At 58.4% G+C, this 20,364-nt stretch carries 16 protein-coding genes; 7 read left to right on the top strand and 9 right to left on the bottom strand.

The window, feature by feature from the left end:
• Positions 1-347: 347 nt before the first annotated feature.
• The 4 genes from grcA3 to ACQRAJ_RS08460 all read right to left on the bottom strand — a co-directional run bounded on the left by grcA3 (position 348) and on the right by ACQRAJ_RS08460 (position 5,086).
• Entirely contained in the window at positions 348-599 is a 252-nt protein-coding gene (grcA3, locus tag ACQRAJ_RS08475) for an autonomous glycyl radical cofactor GrcA3 (protein WP_055252439.1), read from the bottom strand.
• A gap of 85 nt (positions 600-684) precedes the next feature.
• Positions 685-2,736, bottom strand: coding sequence for a formate C-acetyltransferase (pflB, locus tag ACQRAJ_RS08470; RefSeq protein ID WP_154514930.1), 2,052 nt, complete (start codon positions 2,734-2,736; stop codon positions 685-687).
• Between the two features lie 469 nt (positions 2,737-3,205).
• Positions 3,206-4,228: a 2-keto-3-deoxygluconate permease gene (locus tag ACQRAJ_RS08465; protein ID WP_427748351.1), complete on the bottom strand. Its 1,023-nt coding sequence runs from the start codon at positions 4,226-4,228 to the stop codon at positions 3,206-3,208.
• A 108-nt stretch (positions 4,229-4,336) separates the two neighbouring features.
• On the bottom strand, positions 4,337-5,086 hold the full coding sequence (locus ACQRAJ_RS08460) for an SDR family NAD(P)-dependent oxidoreductase (RefSeq protein WP_427728112.1): 750 nt from the start codon (positions 5,084-5,086) through the stop codon (positions 4,337-4,339).
• 250 nt (positions 5,087-5,336) lie between these two features.
• Here ACQRAJ_RS08460 and ACQRAJ_RS08455 point away from each other — a divergent pair, with 250 nt between their 5' ends.
• From ACQRAJ_RS08455 to ACQRAJ_RS08440, 4 genes are all read left to right on the top strand, one after another.
• Positions 5,337-5,786 (top strand): MarR family winged helix-turn-helix transcriptional regulator, encoded by a 450-nt coding sequence (locus ACQRAJ_RS08455; RefSeq protein WP_154514934.1) that lies wholly within the window; start codon positions 5,337-5,339, stop codon positions 5,784-5,786.
• Positions 5,783-8,149, top strand: coding sequence for an ABC transporter ATP-binding protein (locus tag ACQRAJ_RS08450; protein ID WP_427748350.1), 2,367 nt, complete (start codon positions 5,783-5,785; stop codon positions 8,147-8,149). The genes ACQRAJ_RS08455 and ACQRAJ_RS08450 overlap by 4 nt, the downstream gene beginning before the upstream one ends.
• Positions 8,149-10,005, top strand: coding sequence for an ABC transporter ATP-binding protein (locus tag ACQRAJ_RS08445; protein ID WP_427748349.1), 1,857 nt, complete (start codon positions 8,149-8,151; stop codon positions 10,003-10,005). Before ACQRAJ_RS08450 ends, ACQRAJ_RS08445 begins: the two co-directional genes overlap by 1 nt.
• A gap of 305 nt (positions 10,006-10,310) precedes the next feature.
• Positions 10,311-11,342 (top strand): 3-deoxy-7-phosphoheptulonate synthase, encoded by a 1,032-nt coding sequence (locus ACQRAJ_RS08440; protein WP_427748347.1) that lies wholly within the window; start codon positions 10,311-10,313, stop codon positions 11,340-11,342.
• 412 nt (positions 11,343-11,754) lie between these two features.
• Here ACQRAJ_RS08440 and ACQRAJ_RS08435 read toward each other — a convergent pair whose 3' ends face one another.
• Positions 11,755-13,557, bottom strand: coding sequence for an amidohydrolase (locus ACQRAJ_RS08435; RefSeq protein WP_427729271.1), 1,803 nt, complete (start codon positions 13,555-13,557; stop codon positions 11,755-11,757).
• A 138-nt stretch (positions 13,558-13,695) separates the two neighbouring features.
• Entirely contained in the window at positions 13,696-14,658 is a 963-nt protein-coding gene (locus tag ACQRAJ_RS08430; protein WP_427748345.1) for a LuxR C-terminal-related transcriptional regulator, read from the bottom strand.
• 469 nt (positions 14,659-15,127) lie between these two features.
• On the opposite strand from ACQRAJ_RS08430, the gene ACQRAJ_RS08425 reads away from it, so the two are divergent.
• Positions 15,128-15,778, top strand: coding sequence for an N-acetyltransferase family protein (locus ACQRAJ_RS08425; protein WP_427748344.1), 651 nt, complete (start codon positions 15,128-15,130; stop codon positions 15,776-15,778).
• 122 nt (positions 15,779-15,900) lie between these two features.
• Here the strand turns inward: ACQRAJ_RS08425 and aguA are convergent, their stop codons facing one another.
• Complete coding sequence (gene aguA, locus ACQRAJ_RS08420) at positions 15,901-17,022, bottom strand: agmatine deiminase (protein ID WP_154514946.1); 1,122 nt, start codon at positions 17,020-17,022, stop codon at positions 15,901-15,903.
• Positions 17,023-17,200: 178 nt separating this feature from the next.
• Here aguA and ACQRAJ_RS08415 point away from each other — a divergent pair, with 178 nt between their 5' ends.
• Together ACQRAJ_RS08415 and ACQRAJ_RS08410 are read left to right on the top strand one after the other, a co-directional pair.
• Complete coding sequence (locus ACQRAJ_RS08415; protein ID WP_427748343.1) at positions 17,201-18,004, top strand: helix-turn-helix domain-containing protein; 804 nt, start codon at positions 17,201-17,203, stop codon at positions 18,002-18,004.
• A gap of 375 nt (positions 18,005-18,379) precedes the next feature.
• The gene (locus ACQRAJ_RS08410; RefSeq protein WP_427748342.1) at positions 18,380-18,571 is read left to right on the top strand and encodes a hypothetical protein; all 192 of its coding nucleotides are present in this window, start codon (positions 18,380-18,382) and stop codon (positions 18,569-18,571) included.
• Positions 18,572-18,606: 35 nt separating this feature from the next.
• Here the strand turns inward: ACQRAJ_RS08410 and ACQRAJ_RS08405 are convergent, their stop codons facing one another.
• Together ACQRAJ_RS08405 and ACQRAJ_RS08400 are read right to left on the bottom strand one after the other, a co-directional pair.
• Positions 18,607-20,016 (bottom strand): APC family permease, encoded by a 1,410-nt coding sequence (locus ACQRAJ_RS08405; RefSeq protein WP_427748341.1) that lies wholly within the window; start codon positions 20,014-20,016, stop codon positions 18,607-18,609.
• Positions 20,006-20,188 (bottom strand): hypothetical protein, encoded by a 183-nt coding sequence (locus tag ACQRAJ_RS08400; protein ID WP_427748340.1) that lies wholly within the window; start codon positions 20,186-20,188, stop codon positions 20,006-20,008. Before ACQRAJ_RS08400 ends, ACQRAJ_RS08405 begins: the two co-directional genes overlap by 11 nt.
• Positions 20,189-20,364 lie beyond the last annotated feature (176 nt).

The following is a 20,364-nucleotide window of genomic DNA, read 5'->3' as shown; positions in this document are numbered from 1 at the left end:
CGCGATAAACGGTAGCAAGTAAGTATCCAGAACGCTCAACCCATTAGGAGAGTTCCGCCTAAAGGGTGACTACACAGGACCCCCGCCGGGGCTGTTTGGGCTACCTCCCAAAACATTCTACAGGACGCAAGAAGCCCTCGCCGCACGAAGTGCGCAGCGAGGGCTTCTTGCATGTCCGAGGACACCAATTTAATTTAGCGTGGTTCCCTAAAGTGCGATAACGCAGGAAACCCGGCAAGGCCGGGAGCACTTTGCCTCGCAAACATTCCGCAGCCGCGAAGCGGCGAGGACGTTTGAGAGGCAAAGTGCGTAGGCCTTACCGGGTCTCCGGTGGGAGTTGAGTCCCTTTAGAACTTGTTGTGGAAGGTACGCGAAATGACCTCGTCCTGCTGCTCCTTGGTGAGCGTGTGGAAGTTCACAGCATAGCCGGAAACGCGGATGGTCAGCTGCGGGTACTTCTCGGGGTGAGCCTGAGCGTCGAGCAGCGTCTCACGGTTGAAGACGTTGATGTTCAGGTGGTGGCCACCCTTCTCGGCGTAAGCGTCGAGCATGTGGACCAGGTTGTCGGCCTGAGTCTCGGAAACTTCAGAAACCTTCATAATGTGTCTCCTTCAATCGATAGGCGCCGGCCGAAACCGGCGCACTAATCAGTAATCGTTATTGTTAGTATAGCACTAACAATAGTTACTCGCCCAGCTGATCAAGGTCGATATCACCAAAGAACACTTGGTCCTCCTTGCCGAGCGCGCCCGGGATGATGGAGAAGGTGTTGGAGATGCCGTCCTGGGCATCGCGGAACGGGAGCTTGGAAACCGAAGACAGCGAAGCGATGGCGCCCTGGCTATCGCGCTTGTGCATGGGGTTAGCACCCGGGGCGAACGGCTGGCCAGCCTTGCGGCCGTCGGGCGTGGAGCCGGTCTTCTTACCGTACACGACGTTGGAGGTAATGGTCAGAACCGAGGTCGTGGGCACGGAGTTGCGGTAGGTGTCGTTCATGCGGATGTACTCCATGAACTGGTGCACAACGTCGTGAGCGATCTGGTCGACGCGGTCGTCGTCGTTACCGTACTTGGGGAACTCGCCCTCGGTCTCGAAGTCGACGATGATGCCGTTCTCGTCACGGACGGGGTGGACCTTGGCGTACTTGATGGCGGACAGGGAGTCAGCCACGACGGAAAGGCCAGCGATGCCCGTAGCGAACCAGCGGTGCACGTGCTTGTCGTGCAGAGCCATCTGGATGCGCTCGTAGCAATACTTGTCGTGCATGTAGTGAATGATGTTCAGCGAGTTGACGTACACGCCAGCGAGCCACTTCATCATGTCGTTGTACTTGGCCATAACGTCATCGTAATCGAGCGTGTCGCCCTCGACGGCGCGATACTTGGGGCCGACCTGCTTCTTGGAGACCTCGTCAACACCGCCGTTGAGTGCGTACAGCAGGCACTTGGCCAGGTTAGCACGAGCGCCGAAGAACTGCATCTCCTTGCCAATGCGCATGGAGGACACGCAGCAGGCGATGCCGTAGTCGTCGCCGTGGTAAACGCGCATGAGGTCGTCGTTCTCGTACTGGACCGAGGAGCTGGCGACAGAAGTCTTGGCGCAGAACTTCTTGAAGTTCTCGGGAAGACGGGTCGACCACAGAACGGTCATGTTGGGCTCGGGGCTGGTGCCCATGTTCTCGAGCGTGTGCAGGTAGCGGAAGCTCATCTTGGTAACGAGCGTACGGCCGTCAACACCCATGCCGCCGATGGACTCGGTGACCCACTGCGGATCGCCGGTAAACAGGGCCTGGTACTCAGGGGTACGGGCAAACTTGACCATGCGGAGCTTCATGATGAAGTGATCCACGAACTCCTGGATCTGCTCCTCGGTAAAGGTACCGTTGGCAAGGTCGCGCTCAGCGTAGATGTCGATGAACGTAGAGGTACGGCCGATGGACATAGCGGCGCCGTTCTGCTCCTTGACGGCAGCGAGGTAGGCGAAGTACATCCACTGGATGGCCTCCTGCGTGTTGGTAGCAGGTTTGGAAATATCGAAACCATAGGTCTCGGCCATCATCTTGAGCTCGCCGAGGGCGCGGATCTGCTCCTGCAGCTCCTCGCGATCGCGGATGTTGTCGGCGGTCATGACCGTCGGGGTGGAAGCCTTCTGGGCCTCCTTATCCTTGATCAGGTAGTCGACGCCGTACAGGGCGACACGACGGTAGTCGCCGATGATGCGGCCGCGGCCATAGCCATCGGGCAGACCGGTGATAATGTGAGCCGAGCGGCAAGCACGCATCTCGGGGGTGTAGACATCGAAGACGCCGGCGTTGTGGGTCTTGCGCTCGAAGGTGTAGCGCTCGACAACGTTCTCGTCGACCTTGTAGCCGTGCTGGCTGGCAGCCTGGCAAGCGATGCGAATACCACCGTTGACGTGCAGAGCGCGCTTGAGCGGCTTGTCAGTCTGGAGGCCAACAATGGTCTCCTTCTCGCGGTGGGCGTTATCGATGTAGCCAGCGGGGTGGCTCACGATACCCGTGACAGTCTTGGTGTCCATATCGAGGACGCCGCCCTGCTCGCGCTCCTTGAGCAGCAGGTCGAGGACCTCGCCCCACAGCTCCTTGGTACGCTCGGTCGGACCGGCGAGGAACGATTCGTCGCCCTCGTAGGGGGTGTAGTTCTTCTGGATGAAGTCTCGGACGTCAACCTCTCCCGTCCAGATGCCTTCCTTGAAGCCTTCCCATGCCTCCTGCATTGTGTAACCACGCTCCTAGTTACGTATAATGCGGCGCTCTCTCACACCGCTGCTTATTGAATTCTTGAATGTTCGGGTTGCATGACCGGCTTCATTCGCCTTCCATCGCGCGTTAGCACAGGGAAAAACGTTTGTCCACCTTGGAACTGCAACCCAAAACCCAAGATTTCACCCGTTTGAGAAGGATAACATAGCTACCCCCTTCATCAGGGCTGTTATATGTTTCTTTTTTTATAACATTAGGGCGTTTTTAACAAATCCGCAGGAAATGTGAGCGCGAACAACTACCGTTCACCGATTTGTTTGGTATTTTTCCTTGCCTTTGTACGACGTTCACTCTAGCTGTTATGCCAGCTTTAGCAGGGTAAAGTGTCCCAGAGACCCACAGAAACTGCAGGGCGGCCACGGGATTTCCCCCGGGGCCGCCCTGTGGCGTGGCTAGTTATTTAGCTTTGATTGCCGCTTGGCATTAAGCGGCTGCGGCGACCTTGTCGGCCGCGGCCTTTTTGCTGTCGCCGTGACCCTGGCCCTCAAAATGCTTGTAGCACCAGCTGGTGACCAGCGGGGTCAAAATGGCCGTCACGATGGCGCACGCTGCAACCTGCGCCGTAGCCGTCGCGAGCACGGCGCCACCGTACATGGCCTCGTTGACACTCGCCATGGCGGCAGGCGTGGCCACATTGGCTCCGGCGCAGCTCGAAATGGCCGCACCTGCGACACCCGTACCGCCCGTGAACTTATCGACCGCGATGACGGGAATTGCAAAGACCACCGAGCAGATCACGCCGAGCAGGATGCCGGGAAGACCGCCGTTGATGAGCTGGCCAAAGGTCATGGTCGAGCCCATGGCAAAGAAGACGAGCACGATGATGGCGGAAAGTGCCGGAGCCATCATCTTCTTAAAGCTCGGGAAGAGGTTACCCAGAATAATGCCGACGACGATCGGCAGGATGGCGCCCACGAGCGACCAGCCGATCGGAGCCTGGCCAGCAGCGCCGAGCACGATCATTGTGACCGGAGGGCCGACAACGAGTGTGGTGATGGCGACGGCGCCACGTTCGGCCTCGTTGCCCATGGTGCCCATCAGACCAGCGTACATAGCGTTGTTGGCGCCGGTGCAAGCCGCCAGCATCACCATGGCAGAGATGCCAAACAGGTTGTCGTTGAATACATAAAGGATGAGCAGCGACACGGCAACGACCACGATCTGCTTGACAGCGATGATGATGGCGCCGCGTGCAGCGGCGGCAGGAGCACTTTTAAACGAAATCGTCGTACCGACGATGAGCAAAAAAGCGCCCACGAGCGGGCTTGCACCCAGCTGGGTCATGCCAAGCGTAAAGCTGCCGAGCGTTTTGAACAGGTCGGGGAATAGCGTGTTGAGCAAGCAGCCCAGCAAAAGCGGCACCAAAATATTGGCGCCCGGGATGGAGGACATCTTAAAGAACGGCTCCTTTGCAGCCGGCGCCTCCACCGCAGTCGATTCACTCATATATATCTCCTTTGGATGCATGCGAATCGTAGCCGCACGCGCCTATGTCAGAAAGAAGGCGACAACCCCGATTCGCCAGGGTCGCCGCCAAACGATTACCGCGGGGTATTACCCGTCCAGGACGATGCCGCCGTCGCAGTCACCGATCTCGCCGTTCACGAAGCTGGCGAGGTCGGAAGCGAAGAACAGCACCATCTGCGCAGGCTCGCTGGCCTGGGCGGCGCGGCCCAGAGGAATACCGTTGATGATGCGCTGAGAGTTCTCGTCAGAAAGGATCGACGTCATGTCGGTAAGCGTGAGCGACGGGCACACAGCGTTGCAGCGGATGCCGAACTTACCGCCCTCCTTGGCGACCGCCTTGGTAAGGCCGTTGACACCGGCCTTGGAGCTCGCGTAGGCCGCGGTGCCGAGCAGGCCGCCGCCGATCTTGCCAGCAACGGAGCTCACGTTGACGATAGTGCCGGCATGTGCCGCCTTAAAGTGCGGGTACACGGCATTCATCATGGTAAAGGTGCCGTTGAGGTTGATGTCGATGGTGCGACGCCACTCGGTGTCGTCGATCTCGTCAAACTTCTTGGTGCTGATGACACCGGCGCAGTTGATCAGGATGTTGGTTTGCGGCAGGTCCGTAAAAATCTGCTCGACGGTCTCGCGCGCCTTGGGCGCATCGGCGACATCGAGCTGATAGAACTTGTTGCCCTCGCCAAGCTCGGCCACAGCCGCCTCGCCCTTAGCAGCGTTCCTTGCGATGAGCGCGACGTGTCCGCCGCCCGCAACGATACCCTTGGCAATCTCGAGGCCAATGCCCTGAGTGCCACCGGTAACGATCGCGGTTTTACCCGTGAAGTCAAATGCCATGACTCCAACCCCCTTGATTCAGATGTCTCCTTGCGGGAAGTTGGAGCATCGCACATGGCGATAAATGAGTCCCAGTCGTCATGGTGGTGACAACCCCTCGCCTAACCGCGGGCATGATAGTTCTTTGAAACGCTTCAGCAATTGAATTATTTTAAGTCTTTATGCGCTCTTAATATTGCCCACTGCATGAGGCCCGCATATGGGGGTATCATCTTCTACCAAAAATAGTTTCTAGTGTTAGGGGTTTTCGGTGAAAGATACCGATTTCCGTGAACTTGGGCGTCAGCTCCTTACCGAGTTCGGCAGTATGCATCAGCGCATTTCGCGCTTTGCGGACAAAGCCCTCAGTGGTGAGATGGCCGTCATGCGCGCCCTCATGCTCGCAGGCGGTTCGCTCACGCCAAGCGAACTCGCCGATCGTGCCTGGGTCTCGAGCGCCCGCATCGCCAATATCCTGCGCGCTCTCGAAGCCAAAGGCTGGGTCGAGCGCGAGCACTCAAAGACCGACCGTCGTCGCGTACACGTCACGGTGACCGACAAGGGATTCCATGATCTCGAAATCAAGCATCGGGAATTCGAGGACCGCACCGCGGCCTTCCTCGAGCAGCTCGGCGAAACAGATACCCAAGAGATGGTGCGCCTTCTTAGGCGTGCCAACGAAATTATCGACCGCAATCAAGAAAGGAGAGATGCCGAGTGAGAATTCTCAAGCTCTTTAAAAAGCATGTCCTGGCACTGTTCGCAGCTATCGTACTTATCGTAATCAGCTGCAACGCCGATCTGGCGCTGCCTACGTATATGAGCGACATCGTCGACGTGGGCGTGCAGCAAGGCGGTATCGCCTCGCCCGTACCTGACACCATTCGCACCGAATCGCTCGACGACCTCGAACTCTTTATGAGCGATAAGGACGCCAAAGCTGTGGAGGCCGTGTTTAGCAAGGCGGATAATAACGGCATTCGAACGTACAAGGGCACCGAGGAAGAGCGCGCCGACGGCGGCAAGATTGCCAACATCGTGAGCCTGCCCGAGACCGTCGTCCTTTCGTTCAACCAGGGCATTGACGCCAACTCCATGGATGACATGATGGGTTCGTCCAGCGAGAATAACAACAACGCCGCCCAGGCCATGCCCACCCCCGAGCAGATGGCGGCAATGACGCCCGAGCAGCTCGCCGAGATGCAGCAGAAGGCCGCGGCGGCGCAGAACATGCAAAAGCAGATTGATACCGACGGCGGTAAGATCACCATGAAGAGCCTGCGCCTAGGCGTTGAAGGCGGCCTAATCGACCAGGGCAAGCTCGTCGAGGGCGCCAACGATATGGCGGACAAAATGGGCTCCATGTCGGGTTCCATCGTGACCCAACGCGCCGTGAGCTATGTACAAGACGAGTACAAGGCGCAGGGCATCGACCCCGCCGACGTGCAGAACGCCTATCTGGGCCGCATGGCAACCACGATGTTTGGTCTGTGCCTGATCTCGCTCATCGCCACCATCCTGACCGGCGCCGTGGCCTCGCGCACCGCCTGTTCCATCGCACGCGACCTGCGCCGCGAGACCTTCAACAAGGTTATGCACTTCTCGCCGGCCGAGGTGGGCAAGTTTAGCCAGGCCTCGCTCATCACCCGCTGCACCAACGACATTCAGCAGATTCAGATGGCCGCAACCCTGTTTATCCGCATGTGCCTGATGGCCCCCGTCATGGGCATCGTCGCCGTCATGCGCGTCCTGGCCAACCACACCGGCCTGGAGTGGACCATCGCCGTGGCCATCATCGCGGTCTCGGCCGTCGTCGGCGTGCTTATGGGCCTCACCATGCCCAAGTTCAAAAAGATGCAGAGCTTTGTGGACCGCGTGAACCTCACCGCCCGCGAGCTGCTCGACGGCCTTATGCCCATCCGCTCGTTCAACCGCGAGGAGCATGAGCTCGAGCGTTTTGACAAGGCTTCGCTCGACCTAATGACCACGCAGCTCTACACCAACCGTGCCATGAGCTTTATGATGCCGCTCATGATGCTCGTCATGAACTGCATCACCGTGCTTATCGTCTGGTTTGGCGCGCAGGGCGTGTCCGATGGCGTGATGCAGGTCGGCAACATGATGGCGTTTATCTCCTATACCATGCAGATCGTCATGGCGTTTATGATCCTCACCATGGTTTCGGTCATCCTGCCCCGCGCCGAGGTCGCAGCCGAGCGCGTGGAAGAGGTCATCACCTGCCCCACGAGCATCAACGACCCCGCCTCGCCCAAACTGCCCGCCGCCAGCGCACCGCGCGGTGAGCTCACCTTCCGCGACGTGAGCTTCCAGTATCCCGATGCCCGCGCCGACGTCATGAGCGGTGTGAACTTCACCACGCATGCCGGTCAGATGCTCGGCATCATTGGTTCCACGGGCTCGGGCAAGTCCACGCTCGTACAGCTGATTCCGCGCTTATACGACGTCACGGGCGGCAGCATTTCGCTCGACGGCATCGACGTGCGCGATATGACCCTTTCCGAGCTTCGCCGCCGCATTGGTTACATCCCTCAGCAGGGGCGTCTGTTCTCGGGCACCGTGGAGAGCAACCTTAAGTTTGCCGGCGACATGGTAAGCGACGAGAACATGCACGAGGCCGCGCGCATCGCCCAAGCCGAGGACTTTATCGCCGAGCGCGAGGGCGGCTACGACTCCCCCATCAGCCAGGGCGGCTCCAATGTCTCGGGCGGTCAGCGCCAGCGTCTGGCCATCGCCCGCGCGTTGGCAAAAAAGCCCGAGGTCCTGGTGTTCGATGACTCGTTTAGCGCCCTCGACTACAAGACCGACGCGCGCCTGCGCGAAGAGCTTGCCAAAAACGTTACCGACGCCGCGCTCGTTGTCGTAGCCCAGCGCATCGCGACCATCATGCACGCCGACCAGATCATCGTGCTCGACGACGGTCACGTGGTGGGCACTGGTACGCACGAGGAGCTGCTGCACAGCTGCCCGGCGTACCTGGAGATCGCACAGTCGCAGCTTTCCGCCGAGGAGCTGGGGCTCACTCAAGAAGAAATTGCAGCCGTTATGGAGGGAGGCGAGCACTAATGGCAGACGAGACCAAGACTCAGATTCCCAAGCCCACCCGCCGGCGCGGTCCCATGGGCCGCATGGGTGGCATGGGCCGCGGCGAGAAGGCCAAGGACTTTAAGGGCGCCATGCGGCAGTTGCTCGGCTATATCGGTCAACACAAGGTTGCCGTGCTTGCCGCCGTCGCCTTTGCCGTGTGCTCGGTCGTCTTTAACATTGTGGGACCCAAGGTGCTCGGCCAGGTTACGACCAAGCTGTTCGAAGGCCTGGTCGCCAAGGTCAACGGTACCGGCGATGTCGACTTTGCCTGGATCGCCAAGACGCTCGGCTTTTTGCTCTGCCTGTATCTGGCAAGCTCTGTTTGCAGCCTCATCCAGGGCTGGCTCATGACCGGCGTCACGCAAAAGATTTGCTACCGCATGCGCAAGGAAATCGCCGCCAAGATTGCCGTCGTGCCGATGAGCTACTTTAACGGACACAGCAAGGGCGACGTGCTCAGCCGCATCACCAACGACGTCGATACGCTGGGTCAGTCGCTCAACCAGAGCGTGACGCAGCTCATCACGTCGGTGACGCAGATTATCGGCGTGCTCGTCATGATGCTGTCGATCAGCCTGCCGCTTACCGGCGTCACCGTGCTCACACTGCCGGCCGCCGCGATTATCCTGACCGTGATGATTCATTTCTCGCAGCCGTACTTCCGCGAGCAGCAGCAGGTCCTGGGCACCGTCAACGGCATTATCGAGGAGGACTTTGCCGGCCAGAACGTCATTCAGGTGTTCGACCGCGCCGAGGCCTCAATCGAAGAGTTCGACCGTCAAAACGACCGCCTCTTTATTAGTGGCTGGCGCTCGCAGTTCCTGTCGGGCCTGATGATGCCGCTTATGAGCTTGGTGGGCAACATGGGCTACGTGGGCGTCGTCGTGGTGGGCGCACAGCTCGCGCTGACCGGCAATGCCACGCCCGGCGACATCCAGAGCTTTATCCAGTACGTTCGCAACTTTACGCAACCCGTGCAGCAGCTGGGCAACGTGAGCAACACGATGCAGTCTATGGCCGCTGCCACCGAGCGCGTCTTTGAGTTCCTGGCCGCGCCCGAGGAGGAGCAGAAGGCCGACGCGCAGATTCCCGAAAAGCGCCCTGGCCATGTGGAGTTTGACCACGTCAAGTTTGGCTACACGCCCGACAAGACCATCATCCACAACTTTAGCTGCGAGGCACAGCCCGGCCAGACCATCGCCATCGTCGGTCCCACCGGCGCCGGCAAGACCACGCTCATTAAGCTGCTACAGCGCTTCTACGACGTGGACGGCGGCTCGCTGCGCGTCGATGGCGTCGACGTACGCGATTGGGACCGCGCGGCACTGCGCGGCGAGTTTGCCATGGTGCTGCAGGATACGTGGCTGTTTAACGGCACCATCCGCGAGAACATCCGCTACGGACGCCCCGATGCAAGCGATGCCGAGGTCGAGGCCGCTGCACGCGCTGCACGCTGCGACCACTTTATCCATACGCTCGCCGGCGGTTACAACTTTATGATCAACGAGGAAGGCACCAACCTTTCGCAGGGCCAACGCCAGCTCGTGACCATTGCCCGCGCCATTTTGACCGACCGCCCGGCGCTGATTTTGGACGAGGCGACATCCAACGTCGATACCCGCACCGAGGAGCTTATTCAGCGCGCCACGGATGCGCTGATGCAGGGCCGTACCAGCTTTGTTATCGCACACCGCCTGTCCACGATCCGCAACGCCGACGTGATCTTGGTAATTCGCGACGGCGACATCGTCGAGAAGGGCACGCACGACGAGCTGCTCGCTCAAGGCGGCTTCTACGCCGACCTGTACAACTCGCAGTTCGACGAAGCGGCGTAAATTCTGCCGCAGGGAACGAATAACACCCGAGAACGGGGGCGCAGGACAACCTGCGCTCCCGTTTTTTGTTCTGCGACCCTCAAACCGCCTCCCCTGGGACCAAATCGACGGCCTCTTCCAAGCCACGTGACATCATTCCATTCCAGGGTCAGTTGACGTTTGACCAGATAAAACCTGCCAAAATAAACCTGTCCCTTTTTGGCAGGTTTTGGGGTAACGAGGGCTTGCACTTTAGCGTGCGACAGCGGATAATGCCGAGCATTCGACAATGCACACTTTGTCTTATTTGATTGAGGAGGCCCCGTATGGCCATGGAATTCAAGCGCAGGTTGCCGATCCCCATGGAAATCCGCGAGGAAATGCCGCTTTCCGCCGATCTTACCGCCAAAAAACAGGCATTCGACGCCGAGGTCGCCAAGGTCTTTACCGGCGAGGACGCGCGCAAGGTGCTCATCATCGGCCCGTGCTCTGCCGACCGCGAGGACTCGGTGCTTGAGTACATGAGCCGACTGGCCAAGGTCGCCGAAGAGGTCAAGGACAAACTCATCATCATTCCGCGCGTCTATACCAACAAGCCGCGCACCAAGGGCACCGGCTACAAGGGCCTGCTGCACAACCCCGACCCCGAGGCTCCCGACGACCTGCTCGAGGGCGTCAAGGCCATCCGCCATATGCACCTGCGCGTCATCGAGGAGACCGGTTTCTTTACCGCCGATGAGATGCTCTACCCGTCCAACTACCAGTACCTCGTCGACCTGCTGAGCTACGTCGCCGTGGGCGCGCGCTCGGTCGAGAACCAGGAGCATCGTCTGGTGTCGAGCGGCATTTCGGTGCCTGTGGGCATGAAGAACCCCACCGCCGGTTCCACCACCGTTATGCTCAACTCCATCTACGCCGCCCAGGCACATCAAAGCTTCATCTTCCGCAACTGGGAGGTCGAGTGCGACGGCAATCCGCTCGCGCACGCCGTCATGCGTGGCTACATTGGTCTCGACGGTCGTACCTACCCCAATTACCACTACGAGCATCTGGAGCGTCTGGCTGAGCGCTATACCGAGCATGCCGGCTACGCCAACCCGGCGGCGGTCATCGACTGCAACCACGACAACTCGGGCAAGCGCCCGCTGGAGCAGCACCGCATCTGCAAGGAGGTGCTCGACAGCTGCCGCCGCAACGAGTCCATCTCCAAGCTGGTCAAGGGCTTTATGATCGAATCCTACCTGGAGGACGGTAACCAGTCTGTCGACGGCGGCGTCTTTGGCAAGTCCATCACCGACCCGTGCCTGGGCTGGGAAAAGACCGACTACCTCATCCACGAGATCGCAGAGCGGGTTTAGTTACGCGGTTTTACTAAACCGCGTAACTACTCGACGCTGCGCGGGCCGCACCTGTACAATCTGACGCTCAACTTCAAGGGCGCGACCAGAAGGTCAGCGCCCTTTCGTTTCACGTCACCTTGTCTCAAATGCGGCCCGCTCGCTGTCCGTCCTCTACCTGCGGCGCCGTCTTGCTCCGGACGCGACAGTTAGGGACGTTCCTTTTCTGCCGGCAGTCTGGGACATTCCTTGGGGTAGTCGTTGGGGACGCTCTTGTTTGACTAGTCGTTTAAGAACGTCCCCCATGACCACCGCAAAAAAGCGCCGCCGCGGACGCTCACGCATCCGCGGCGGCCTGCACTAAATCGCGACGACGGCTGGCGCCCTAGCGTTCTACCGAGCAGATCGCCCGCTCTTTACCTCGTTCGACCGATTATCCCTCGTATACGATACGGCCATCGGAGACAGTGAACAGAATCTTGGTATCGGAGATCTTCTTGGGATCGCAATGAAGAATGTCTTGGTCGAGCACCGTGATGTCGGCGAGCTTGCCCACCTCGAGCGTACCGATTTTATCCTCCATGTAGTTCTCGAAGGCAACGTTTTTGGTGTATGCCTCGAGCGCCTGATATGCCGTGATGGCCTGCTCGGGCCAACGGTACATATCGGTGTCCTCCTCCTCGGGATACGGGCTGTTGCGCGTAACGGCCACCTCGATCTCCTCGAGCGGCGCATAGCCGGTGACCGGGCCATCGCTCGCACCGGAGATAAAGCAGCCGGCCTCGAGCATATTCTTGACGGGGTAGAACTTCATGGCGCGATCCTCGCCCACAAAGGCGATCTCGAGGTCGCACAAAGGATCGTGATACATCCACAGGAACTGCAACGCGCACACGATGTCGAGATCGACGACGCGCTGAATGTCCTCGTCGGTGATTGCACACACATGCGTCATGGTGTTGCGGCGATCATCGCGCTCACCGTTCTCCTTGACGCAGCGCTCGTAGGCATCGAGTGTATTGTGGACGGCGCCATCTCCGATCGCGTGAACATGAATCTGAACACCCTCTTTGTCGAGGGCGGCCACCATGTCGCTGAACTCCTGCTGATCCCAGACGGACTCGCCGTGCCAGTTATCGCCCTTACCGGCGGCGGAGGTATATGGCTCGAGCATCACGGCGCTGCCGCCCTCGGTAACGCCATCGGAGTAGATCTTAACCGTACCGGTAGAGATCATGTTGCTATCGAACTTCTTGAGGTCCTTCACGGTTTTAATGGCCTCTTCAGCCGTAATGCCGGGCCTAATGGTAGGAAGTACTCGCATGCGCAGGTTAAGCTTGCCATCTTTCTCAAGGTCAGTATAGAACTGGCAATCCTGTGCCGTAGAATCTCCCACGACGCTTATGTTGGTAATGCCGGTGATGCCGTATTTCGTAGCCACCTGCTGGTACTTGTCGATAGCGTTCTCAAGCTCCTTGTCCGTATGCTCGACGGAGACAACCTCCCTCACCATACCTGCAGCAGAATCGATCAAGTAGCCAGTCGCCTCGCCGTTTGCATCGCGGGTGATGATGCCGCCCGTGGGGTTGGGGGTATCGTTATCGATGCCCGCAAGCTCGAGCGCACGGCTGTTGACCCACACCGAATGATAGGAAACATCGGTCAGCATGATGGGCTTATCGGAGCAGATCTCATCGAGGATGGACTTGTTGGGGCCGGGATTGGTGCCATCCTCTTGCTCGAAGGCGTTGATCATGAACGAGCCGCCAACGTAAGCCTCATCATCGGGATGCTTGGTTACAAAATCACTGACCGCCTTCTTATACTCATCGATCGTGGTAGCCTTGGTAAGATCGATTTCGTACAGCGCGGTCACCCAGTTGCCCGGAGCGTGGATATGGCCGTCCATAAAGCCGGGGATCACCATACCGCCATCAAGATCGATGACGCGCGTGTTGTCATCGATGTACTCGTCAACACCGGAGTCTTCGCCTACATATACGATCTTGTTGCCCGAGACAGCCAGGGCGGCCGCGGTGTCGCCCTCTTTGACCATCGTCTGAATCGTGCCGTTACGAAAGACGATGGATGCCTTATCGGAACTCGCGCTGCCGGTGCTTCCGGCATTTGAAGAATTGTTGGCGCAACCGGCGGCACCCACCGCAACAGCCGCGGCGCCCAACGTGCTCAGGCCGAGAAAGCTTCTACGGGAAACGGGGGGGATAGAGGTCTTCATATAACCCACCTTTCAGTTGACATCGCCGCGCTTTCGCGACGCTTGCTATCACCTGAATAGCACCCCCGGGTATAAACTTGTCTGCACAAACGGGGTTATTGCCGTAAGCGGAGGCTTATATCCCCTATAACCCTGCCTTTAACCTGCCCAAAAGCTCTGAAGAAGCTCGGACCGCGATGAGACACCGCATTTACGGAATATCGTGTGAACATGCGATTTGACCGTGCCGACAGAGATAAACAATTCATTCGCTATGGCGCGGTTATCCTGGCCATCGAGCAGAAGGTCGAGCACTTCGCGTTCACGCGCGGAGATATCGTGCTGGTCGCAGAATGCCGAGAAGCGGACCTCCGCAATCTGCTTGGCAGAGGTGCCAGACGTTGTGGGCGGAGCAGAAAAGCGCAACGACAAGATCCGCGACGCCGCACGAACGGTATATATCGCGGCCACCACGCTCATGATGTTCTCTGGGATGTTTCTGCCGTAGGCAAAATACAGGTAATCAATGACTTCGATCCGCCCAATATTCAGCCCGAGAACGCGTACATCCTCAATCAGAACAAACACCGTCAACACAGCCATCACAATAAGAAACCTGCCGTAGCGTGCATAGAAGCTCTTTCGCGCCAACGGCTTGCTTTTGCGGTAGCAGACGAAAATCATGCCAAACGCCACGAACATGAACAAGGAGCGCAACGCATAAAATGCGAGTTGTTTGATTGAATCGGGCTGCAAAACAAGCGACATGGCCTCGAAAGCAGAAAAGACGATGCAGGGCACGAGCATGTGAAGCCGGCTCGTCTTGTTTACGATCGCCAATGCAAATGCCCACATGCTCGCCATGATTCCAATCGATAGGACGAGTTTCGTTATGGGGTGAGTCATGGGAAATTGGCTGCTGAGGATATCTGCCATCATCTTACTGCCCTGATACTCATCGAGGAATACGAGGGCGCTTTCGAGCATGTCGAAGAAAAAGAAGGCCGAGACCGTCAAGTAGCTTGTTCGATGTGAGACGAGGTATGCGCATACCGATACGCACACCGCCACCATGCAAACCAAGACGAATGTGATTCCGTAGAAGAAGTAGAACGTACTCACTACCGGGCCTTTCGCTTATTGATATGTGCTAAGGATAAACTTTACGCCAAAGACATGCAGATCGCTGTCTTCAGCGCAAAATCCAGCCAAAGAAAGGAAGGGTGGAAGACGCATATCCCCCACCCCAGCGCATGGGCGAAACTAGCCAGTGATGCGGGTGCCGGAGAGGCCGGCCACGGTCTCGGCGATGGTAGTCGTTGGGGACGTTCTTGTTTGACTAGTCGTTTAAGAACGTCCCCAACGACTACCCAGAATGAGAGTGGATAATCTCCCGTTTTTGGCCTATATCAGCGCTAAAAGTGGGAGATTATCCACTCTCGTCGAGCGGGCGTCCGATAATCCGCTCTCATTCTCTCTTGGAACCCTCCGTCCCCGAGGAATCGAGGCTCGTCTGCCGAATGGTCGATGCGGCCGTCCTGCGTCCATGTCAAACTCATAGATGGCCTGACCCAACTTGGAAGGAGTCTCCATGAGCCTTGAGAACGTAGCCCTGCGCGCCGCCACGCTTGATGACCTGACCGGCATCGCCGCCATCTACAACCAGCTGTGGTGCAACACGCTGCGCAACCGCGGCGACGTCGAAGCCGCCGATTTCTGCGCACGCTTTAACATCGCCATGCAGCTGCAGCGTTCCCCCATCGCACTCGTCGCCGAGGCCGAGGGCCGCATTATCGCCGCCTGCTGCATCGGCATCTTCGAGGACGGCAAGGCGCGCACCAATCCCACCTGGGAGACCTGTTACGACGAGCTGTTTATCCAGGCAACCGAGATGGCAAAGACCGCCGATGCCAAGCTCGAGGGCTCGCTCTTTGGCGACAGTCGTGAAAAGGCCACGGCCGACCGCTTTGCCGCCACGGGCAACGAGTATGCCCAGGGCCAGCTCAACCTGATCATCATTGCGCCCGACTGGCAGGGCAAGGGACTCGGCCGCGAGCTCATCGACCTTGCGCGCGCTGAGCTCGCCAAGGCAGGCTGCACCAAGTTCTTCCTGATGAGCGACTGCAACGCCGACTGGCAGTTCTACGAGCACCTCAACATGAAGCGCATCCTAGAAGATCACAGCCAGGACACCGGCGACGGCTTTATCGTCTACATGTACGGAGGCGACACGCAGGATTAGCCCGCACATCCAAGCCGCACGGCCCGCCGTTCAGCTGAAACCACCACACAAAAAGTCCGCCGACCATTGAAGTCGGCGGACTTTCGCGTGCGGACAATCAAGCGCTGTTCACCATGGAACTGCTATTTACAGCGCGCCTTAGGCTGCTGCTGGGTGATGCAGTGGATGTTGCCGCCGCCGTAGATAACTTCACGGGTCATGATACCGATGACTTCGCGGTCCGGATAAGCAGCTTGGATATCTTTGAGCGCCTGGGCGTCATTGGGATCGCCGAACTGCGGTACAAGCACCGCACCGTTGATGGGCAGGAAATTGAGATAGCTCGGTTCGAAAGCGTCCTCGGGAGTACGCGGCAGCACGCCTTCGACGGGATCGATCGTGCTGGCCTCTTCTTCGGTCATATATACCGATGTCGCAGGCATGATCACCTTGTGGATCTTGAGCTTGCGACCCTTGGCATCCGTGGCCTCGGAGAGCGTCTTGTACGCCTCCTGGCACTCCTTGTAGAACTTGTGGTTGGGATCGTCGGTCCACATGCAGCAGACTTCGCCGGGCGCACTAAAGCATGCGACGTCGTCCACATGGCCGTTCGTTTCGTACGGATCGATTCCGTCCTTGATCCAGATAACCTTCTCGATACCGAGATACTCAGAGAGCTTCTCCTCAATCTGCTCCTTGGTGTACTGCGGGTTGCGGTCCTCGTTGAGCAGACACATCTCGGTGGTCACGACGGTGCCTTGACCATCACAGTTGAACGAGCCGCCCTCGAGGATGTAATCCTCGGGACGATAACGGTTAACCTGCTCAAGCTGTGCCACCTGCAGGCCAATGGAAGCGTCCTTGTCCCACGGGAAATACAGGCCGTCAATGAAACCGCCGTAAGCATTAAAATGGAAGTGCGAAAGGGCCACCTCACCATTGTCATTAACGAGGAATGCCGGGCCGGGGTCGCGAATCCAGCTGTCGTTGTACTCCATGTGGATAACGCGCACGTTCTCAACGCCGTCGAAGATCTCACACACCGCGGGGAAGTCTTCGGTGTTGACGCCCACAGTGATGGGCTGAAAGCGTGCAACGGTCTTGATGATCTCGGTGAAGACCTTCTGCGCCGGCTTGGCGCCGCAGCGCCACACGTCGGAGCGGTGCGGCCATAGAATCCAGGTGCGCTCCTGCTCCTCATACTCACCGGGCATATAGAACCCGTCCTTCTTAGGCGTGGATTCACTCTCGTAGATTGTCTTCATTTCAAGCTCCTAAATCTCGGTGCTTTTGCTTGACGAGACCATGATGCGGCCGCACCGAGATGTCCTCAATGGTCCCTCGAGCCCCTTTCAGCGACCGACGGTATACCATTCGCTGACCTAAAGTTCTATTCAGGCCGAGAACATGACATACTGGGTTCCACAATGGAAAGGACGCCCTATGCCCCCATGCAATAAACAGCAGACTATTGAGTTGGACGGTACGACCTGGACTGCTCTCAACGAGCTCGCGCTTGCAATCCACGCATCACACGGTATTGATAAGCTGCAAAAGGAGACCCTCGAGGGAACGACAGGGCTCGTGCCCCATCGGATCGCCATGTTCGACCTGATCGAGGCGGCGGGCAGTGATGCCCCACGCTACGTCCACCCCGCAAGCAGCGGAATGGACGACCGCGCACTGAGCGACTACTACAACCGCTACGCCGCGATGGACTATACAACATGGAGCTTTGACCTACATAAGGTCGGCGTTTACCGCGACCTCGACCTCGTCGACGTCGAGCGACGCGATGCCACGCCCATCTATCGCAAATGGATGGAACCGCAGGGCGTCTACTTTGGCTGTACGGCCACGCTCGCGCACAACGACAGCCCGCTAGGAAGCATCGCCCTGTTTCGCGAACGCACGGCTGGAGATTTCACCGACACCGAGCTCGCAATCCTGCTCGAAATCGCTCGGCACGCGAGCCTCGCGCTCGCCAACCTCTATCCTCGGGGCATTAAACTCACCCAGACCGAAGACACAAACCAGCTGAATGCTTTCATTGCAGAACATAATATCCAACCGCGCGAAGCCGAAGTCATGCGGCTCATGCTCGACGGCAAAACGAACAAACAGATGGCAAACGAGCTATTCATAAGCGAGTCGACCGTAAAGAAGCACGTCAACGCCATCTATCGCAAGCTCGGCGTCAGCAACCGACTGGGCCTTATGACTGCCGCGCAAAACATCCTGCGATAAAAAGGCGCCCTCCATACGGAGAACGCCCTTTGATTTCGCCATTTGAATTAGTGTCGGCTCTGGCTCAAAGTGTAGACGGGGTCATTTTGGTAGATTTTATCTGGGTAAACGCCGATACGACACCCAAACCTCTACGGAAGGAACAGGCACTTATGTGGTGGTTCAGAAAGGAAACGGCCCGCTCCGGCGGTTTATCTCAATCTGTAACAAGTAGAGGCGATTTATTAAGCTAGACGTTACAGATTGAGACGTTGAAGATAGCGCAGAAATAGCCGTCGCATTTGTGTTGGTTTTGAACTCTCCGCGACGGGATGCTAGACTGGCGACGTATACATTCGCGCCAGAACACGGGTCGCATGAAGAAAAGGAGATGCCATGGCGCCTATCGCACCGCTCAAGATGCTCGTCGCTCCTGCCGCCAAGGCCATCGCCCGCCTGAGCGACTCACTCACCTACGACGATATCCCCTGTGTTGTCGACGAACGTACGGACAGCTGCCCTTACCTGGGCCACATCCCCTACTTTGCGCCTAAACTCGCTTCTGACCCCGAGCACCGCGAGCGGTAATCCAAGATGCAGCAAGCGCCGCGCAGCTCGCGGCGTTACTGTTTTGGTGCAAAGAAACCTGTCCCCCTTGCACCAACGCCGGGATTATCGACGCTGCGGCCGCGGCGCGATATGAGGCGCGAAACCTCGCCCAACAACACACCGATTATCACGCCCACGAGAATCGGCAACTTTGTCATCTCGGCGGGTGAGCTGTTGAGCGGCACAATCGTGGCGACAATCGAAAGCACAAGCTCCACCACGGGAATCGCAAGTGCCACCGCGAGCACCTTGCCCTCGAAGGGCGCGCGGAACACGCGCGGGCGATCGTCGTATTTGCGCAGGCGCCAAAACGCCGGGAACATCGGAATATAGCTCATAAGCAGGAAGACGACGTTCATCGAGAAGAAAACCCAAAAGACGTCGGAGCCCTCGCCCAGCGGAATCTGAAGCAGCAGCACCAGGCTGGCGAAACAACCGTTAATGAGTGCCGAGCCATTGGGCATGCCGGTCCTCTTGGACACCAGCGCAAAGGGACGCGGCATATTGCCGTGACGCGCGGCATAGCTCGCCACGTTGTTGACGCCAAAGCTCCAGCAGATCATGTTGGCGAACAGCGTCACCAAAAAGGCCGCGCCCACGACCATCGTCAGCGGATGGCTGCGCCCCAACATGGCGGCGACCGCGTCCACAATGCCCGAATCGAGCGAAAGCCGCTCGGTGGGAACCGCGGCTCCAATGCCGATGCCGCAGATAATGTAGATTGCCGCAATGGCAACGCCACCGGCGATAACCGCCTTGGGGATATCACGCGACGGGTTTTTCATCGTGCTGGCAAAGGTCGCGACCACTTCGAAGCCCATAAAGTTGAACAGGATGATCGATAGGTACGTCAACGAATTGGTGTCGCCCAAATCTGGAATGAAGGTCTTAAACGACATGTCGTTGGCAAAGCCGTTATTGCAGGCAAACCAGATGCCGACGATTCCCACCACGGCGGTAATGAGCACCTTGATGACGGCACCGCCGTCCATGACCCAATCGGCCTCGGCCACCGGGTGCATCGCCATGACCGTGACGCCCCACACAAAGGCAAGCTCGATGGCAATTCGGGCCCCAAGCGAAAATTCGATGCCCCATACCGCATTGATGACACTGGGGAACATACAGGCGATACTTGCAACCCACAGTGGAAAGTTGACCCAGTAGCACCAGGAGCAGCAGGCACCCCAACGGTCGCCCAAGCCCAGGCGAACCCAATCGTACAGGCCGCCCTCGGAATCGAACGCCGTACCGAGCTCGGCCACCACCAGACCATAGGGAAGCAAAAACGTAATGATGAGGAAGATCCACCAGAAGAACTGCACGTTGCCCATGGCAGATGCCGGAGCGGCCGCCTCGATGGTAAATACGACGCAGATAACCGAGAGGATGACCTCGAACAGGGAGAACTTTTTACCTGCCATGGCACGCTCCCCCTACAGCAAAAAAGATGGCATCTGCACCGAAGGCGCAGCCCAAGGTAGGGTTACAGGCCGCGTCACCGGTGCAGGTGCCATCCCAAGGAGAAGAAGGGATGCAATTGTTGGACCAACGCTCGCGGAACAGGCGCGTGTAGATGACGATACGCTGGTACATGGATACTCCGATCAAGACGGCCGCGCTCGCGACCGGGAACTTTCGGCAATTGGATACGCGCCTGACCTGGGATATCCAAGCGAACAATTGGCCTAACCCGCAACAGGTCCCAGGCCAGACGGGTATCCAATCGAAGGGGAGGGGCGCTCCGGTGTGGAGGCAGCGGAGCGCCCGGG

It is taken from the genome of Collinsella sp. SGI.184 (assembly GCF_050313415.1).
Lineage (GTDB): Bacteria > Actinomycetota > Coriobacteriia > Coriobacteriales > Coriobacteriaceae > Collinsella.
Note: the sequence above shows the minus strand (reverse complement) of the source record. Positions and strands in the feature narration are given on the sequence as shown.

Coding starts and splice junctions, on each gene's coding strand:
- grcA3 (WP_055252439.1), bottom strand. CDS start 599: ATGAAGGTTTCTGAAGTTTCCGAGACTCAGGCCGACAACCTGGTCCAC.
- pflB (WP_154514930.1), bottom strand. CDS start 2,736: ATGCAGGAGGCATGGGAAGGCTTCAAGGAAGGCATCTGGACGGGAGAG.
- ACQRAJ_RS08465 (WP_427748351.1), bottom strand. CDS start 4,228: ATGAGTGAATCGACTGCGGTGGAGGCGCCGGCTGCAAAGGAGCCGTTC.
- ACQRAJ_RS08460 (WP_427728112.1), bottom strand. CDS start 5,086: ATGGCATTTGACTTCACGGGTAAAACCGCGATCGTTACCGGTGGCACT.
- ACQRAJ_RS08445 (WP_427748349.1), top strand. CDS start 8,149: ATGGCAGACGAGACCAAGACTCAGATTCCCAAGCCCACCCGCCGGCGC.
- ACQRAJ_RS08440 (WP_427748347.1), top strand. CDS start 10,311: ATGGCCATGGAATTCAAGCGCAGGTTGCCGATCCCCATGGAAATCCGC.
- ACQRAJ_RS08435 (WP_427729271.1), bottom strand. CDS start 13,557: ATGAAGACCTCTATCCCCCCCGTTTCCCGTAGAAGCTTTCTCGGCCTG.
- ACQRAJ_RS08425 (WP_427748344.1), top strand. CDS start 15,128: ATGAGCCTTGAGAACGTAGCCCTGCGCGCCGCCACGCTTGATGACCTG.
- aguA (WP_154514946.1), bottom strand. CDS start 17,022: ATGAAGACAATCTACGAGAGTGAATCCACGCCTAAGAAGGACGGGTTC.
- ACQRAJ_RS08415 (WP_427748343.1), top strand. CDS start 17,201: ATGCCCCCATGCAATAAACAGCAGACTATTGAGTTGGACGGTACGACC.
- ACQRAJ_RS08410 (WP_427748342.1), top strand. CDS start 18,380: ATGGCGCCTATCGCACCGCTCAAGATGCTCGTCGCTCCTGCCGCCAAG.
- ACQRAJ_RS08405 (WP_427748341.1), bottom strand. CDS start 20,016: ATGGCAGGTAAAAAGTTCTCCCTGTTCGAGGTCATCCTCTCGGTTATC.
- ACQRAJ_RS08400 (WP_427748340.1), bottom strand. CDS start 20,188: ATGTACCAGCGTATCGTCATCTACACGCGCCTGTTCCGCGAGCGTTGG.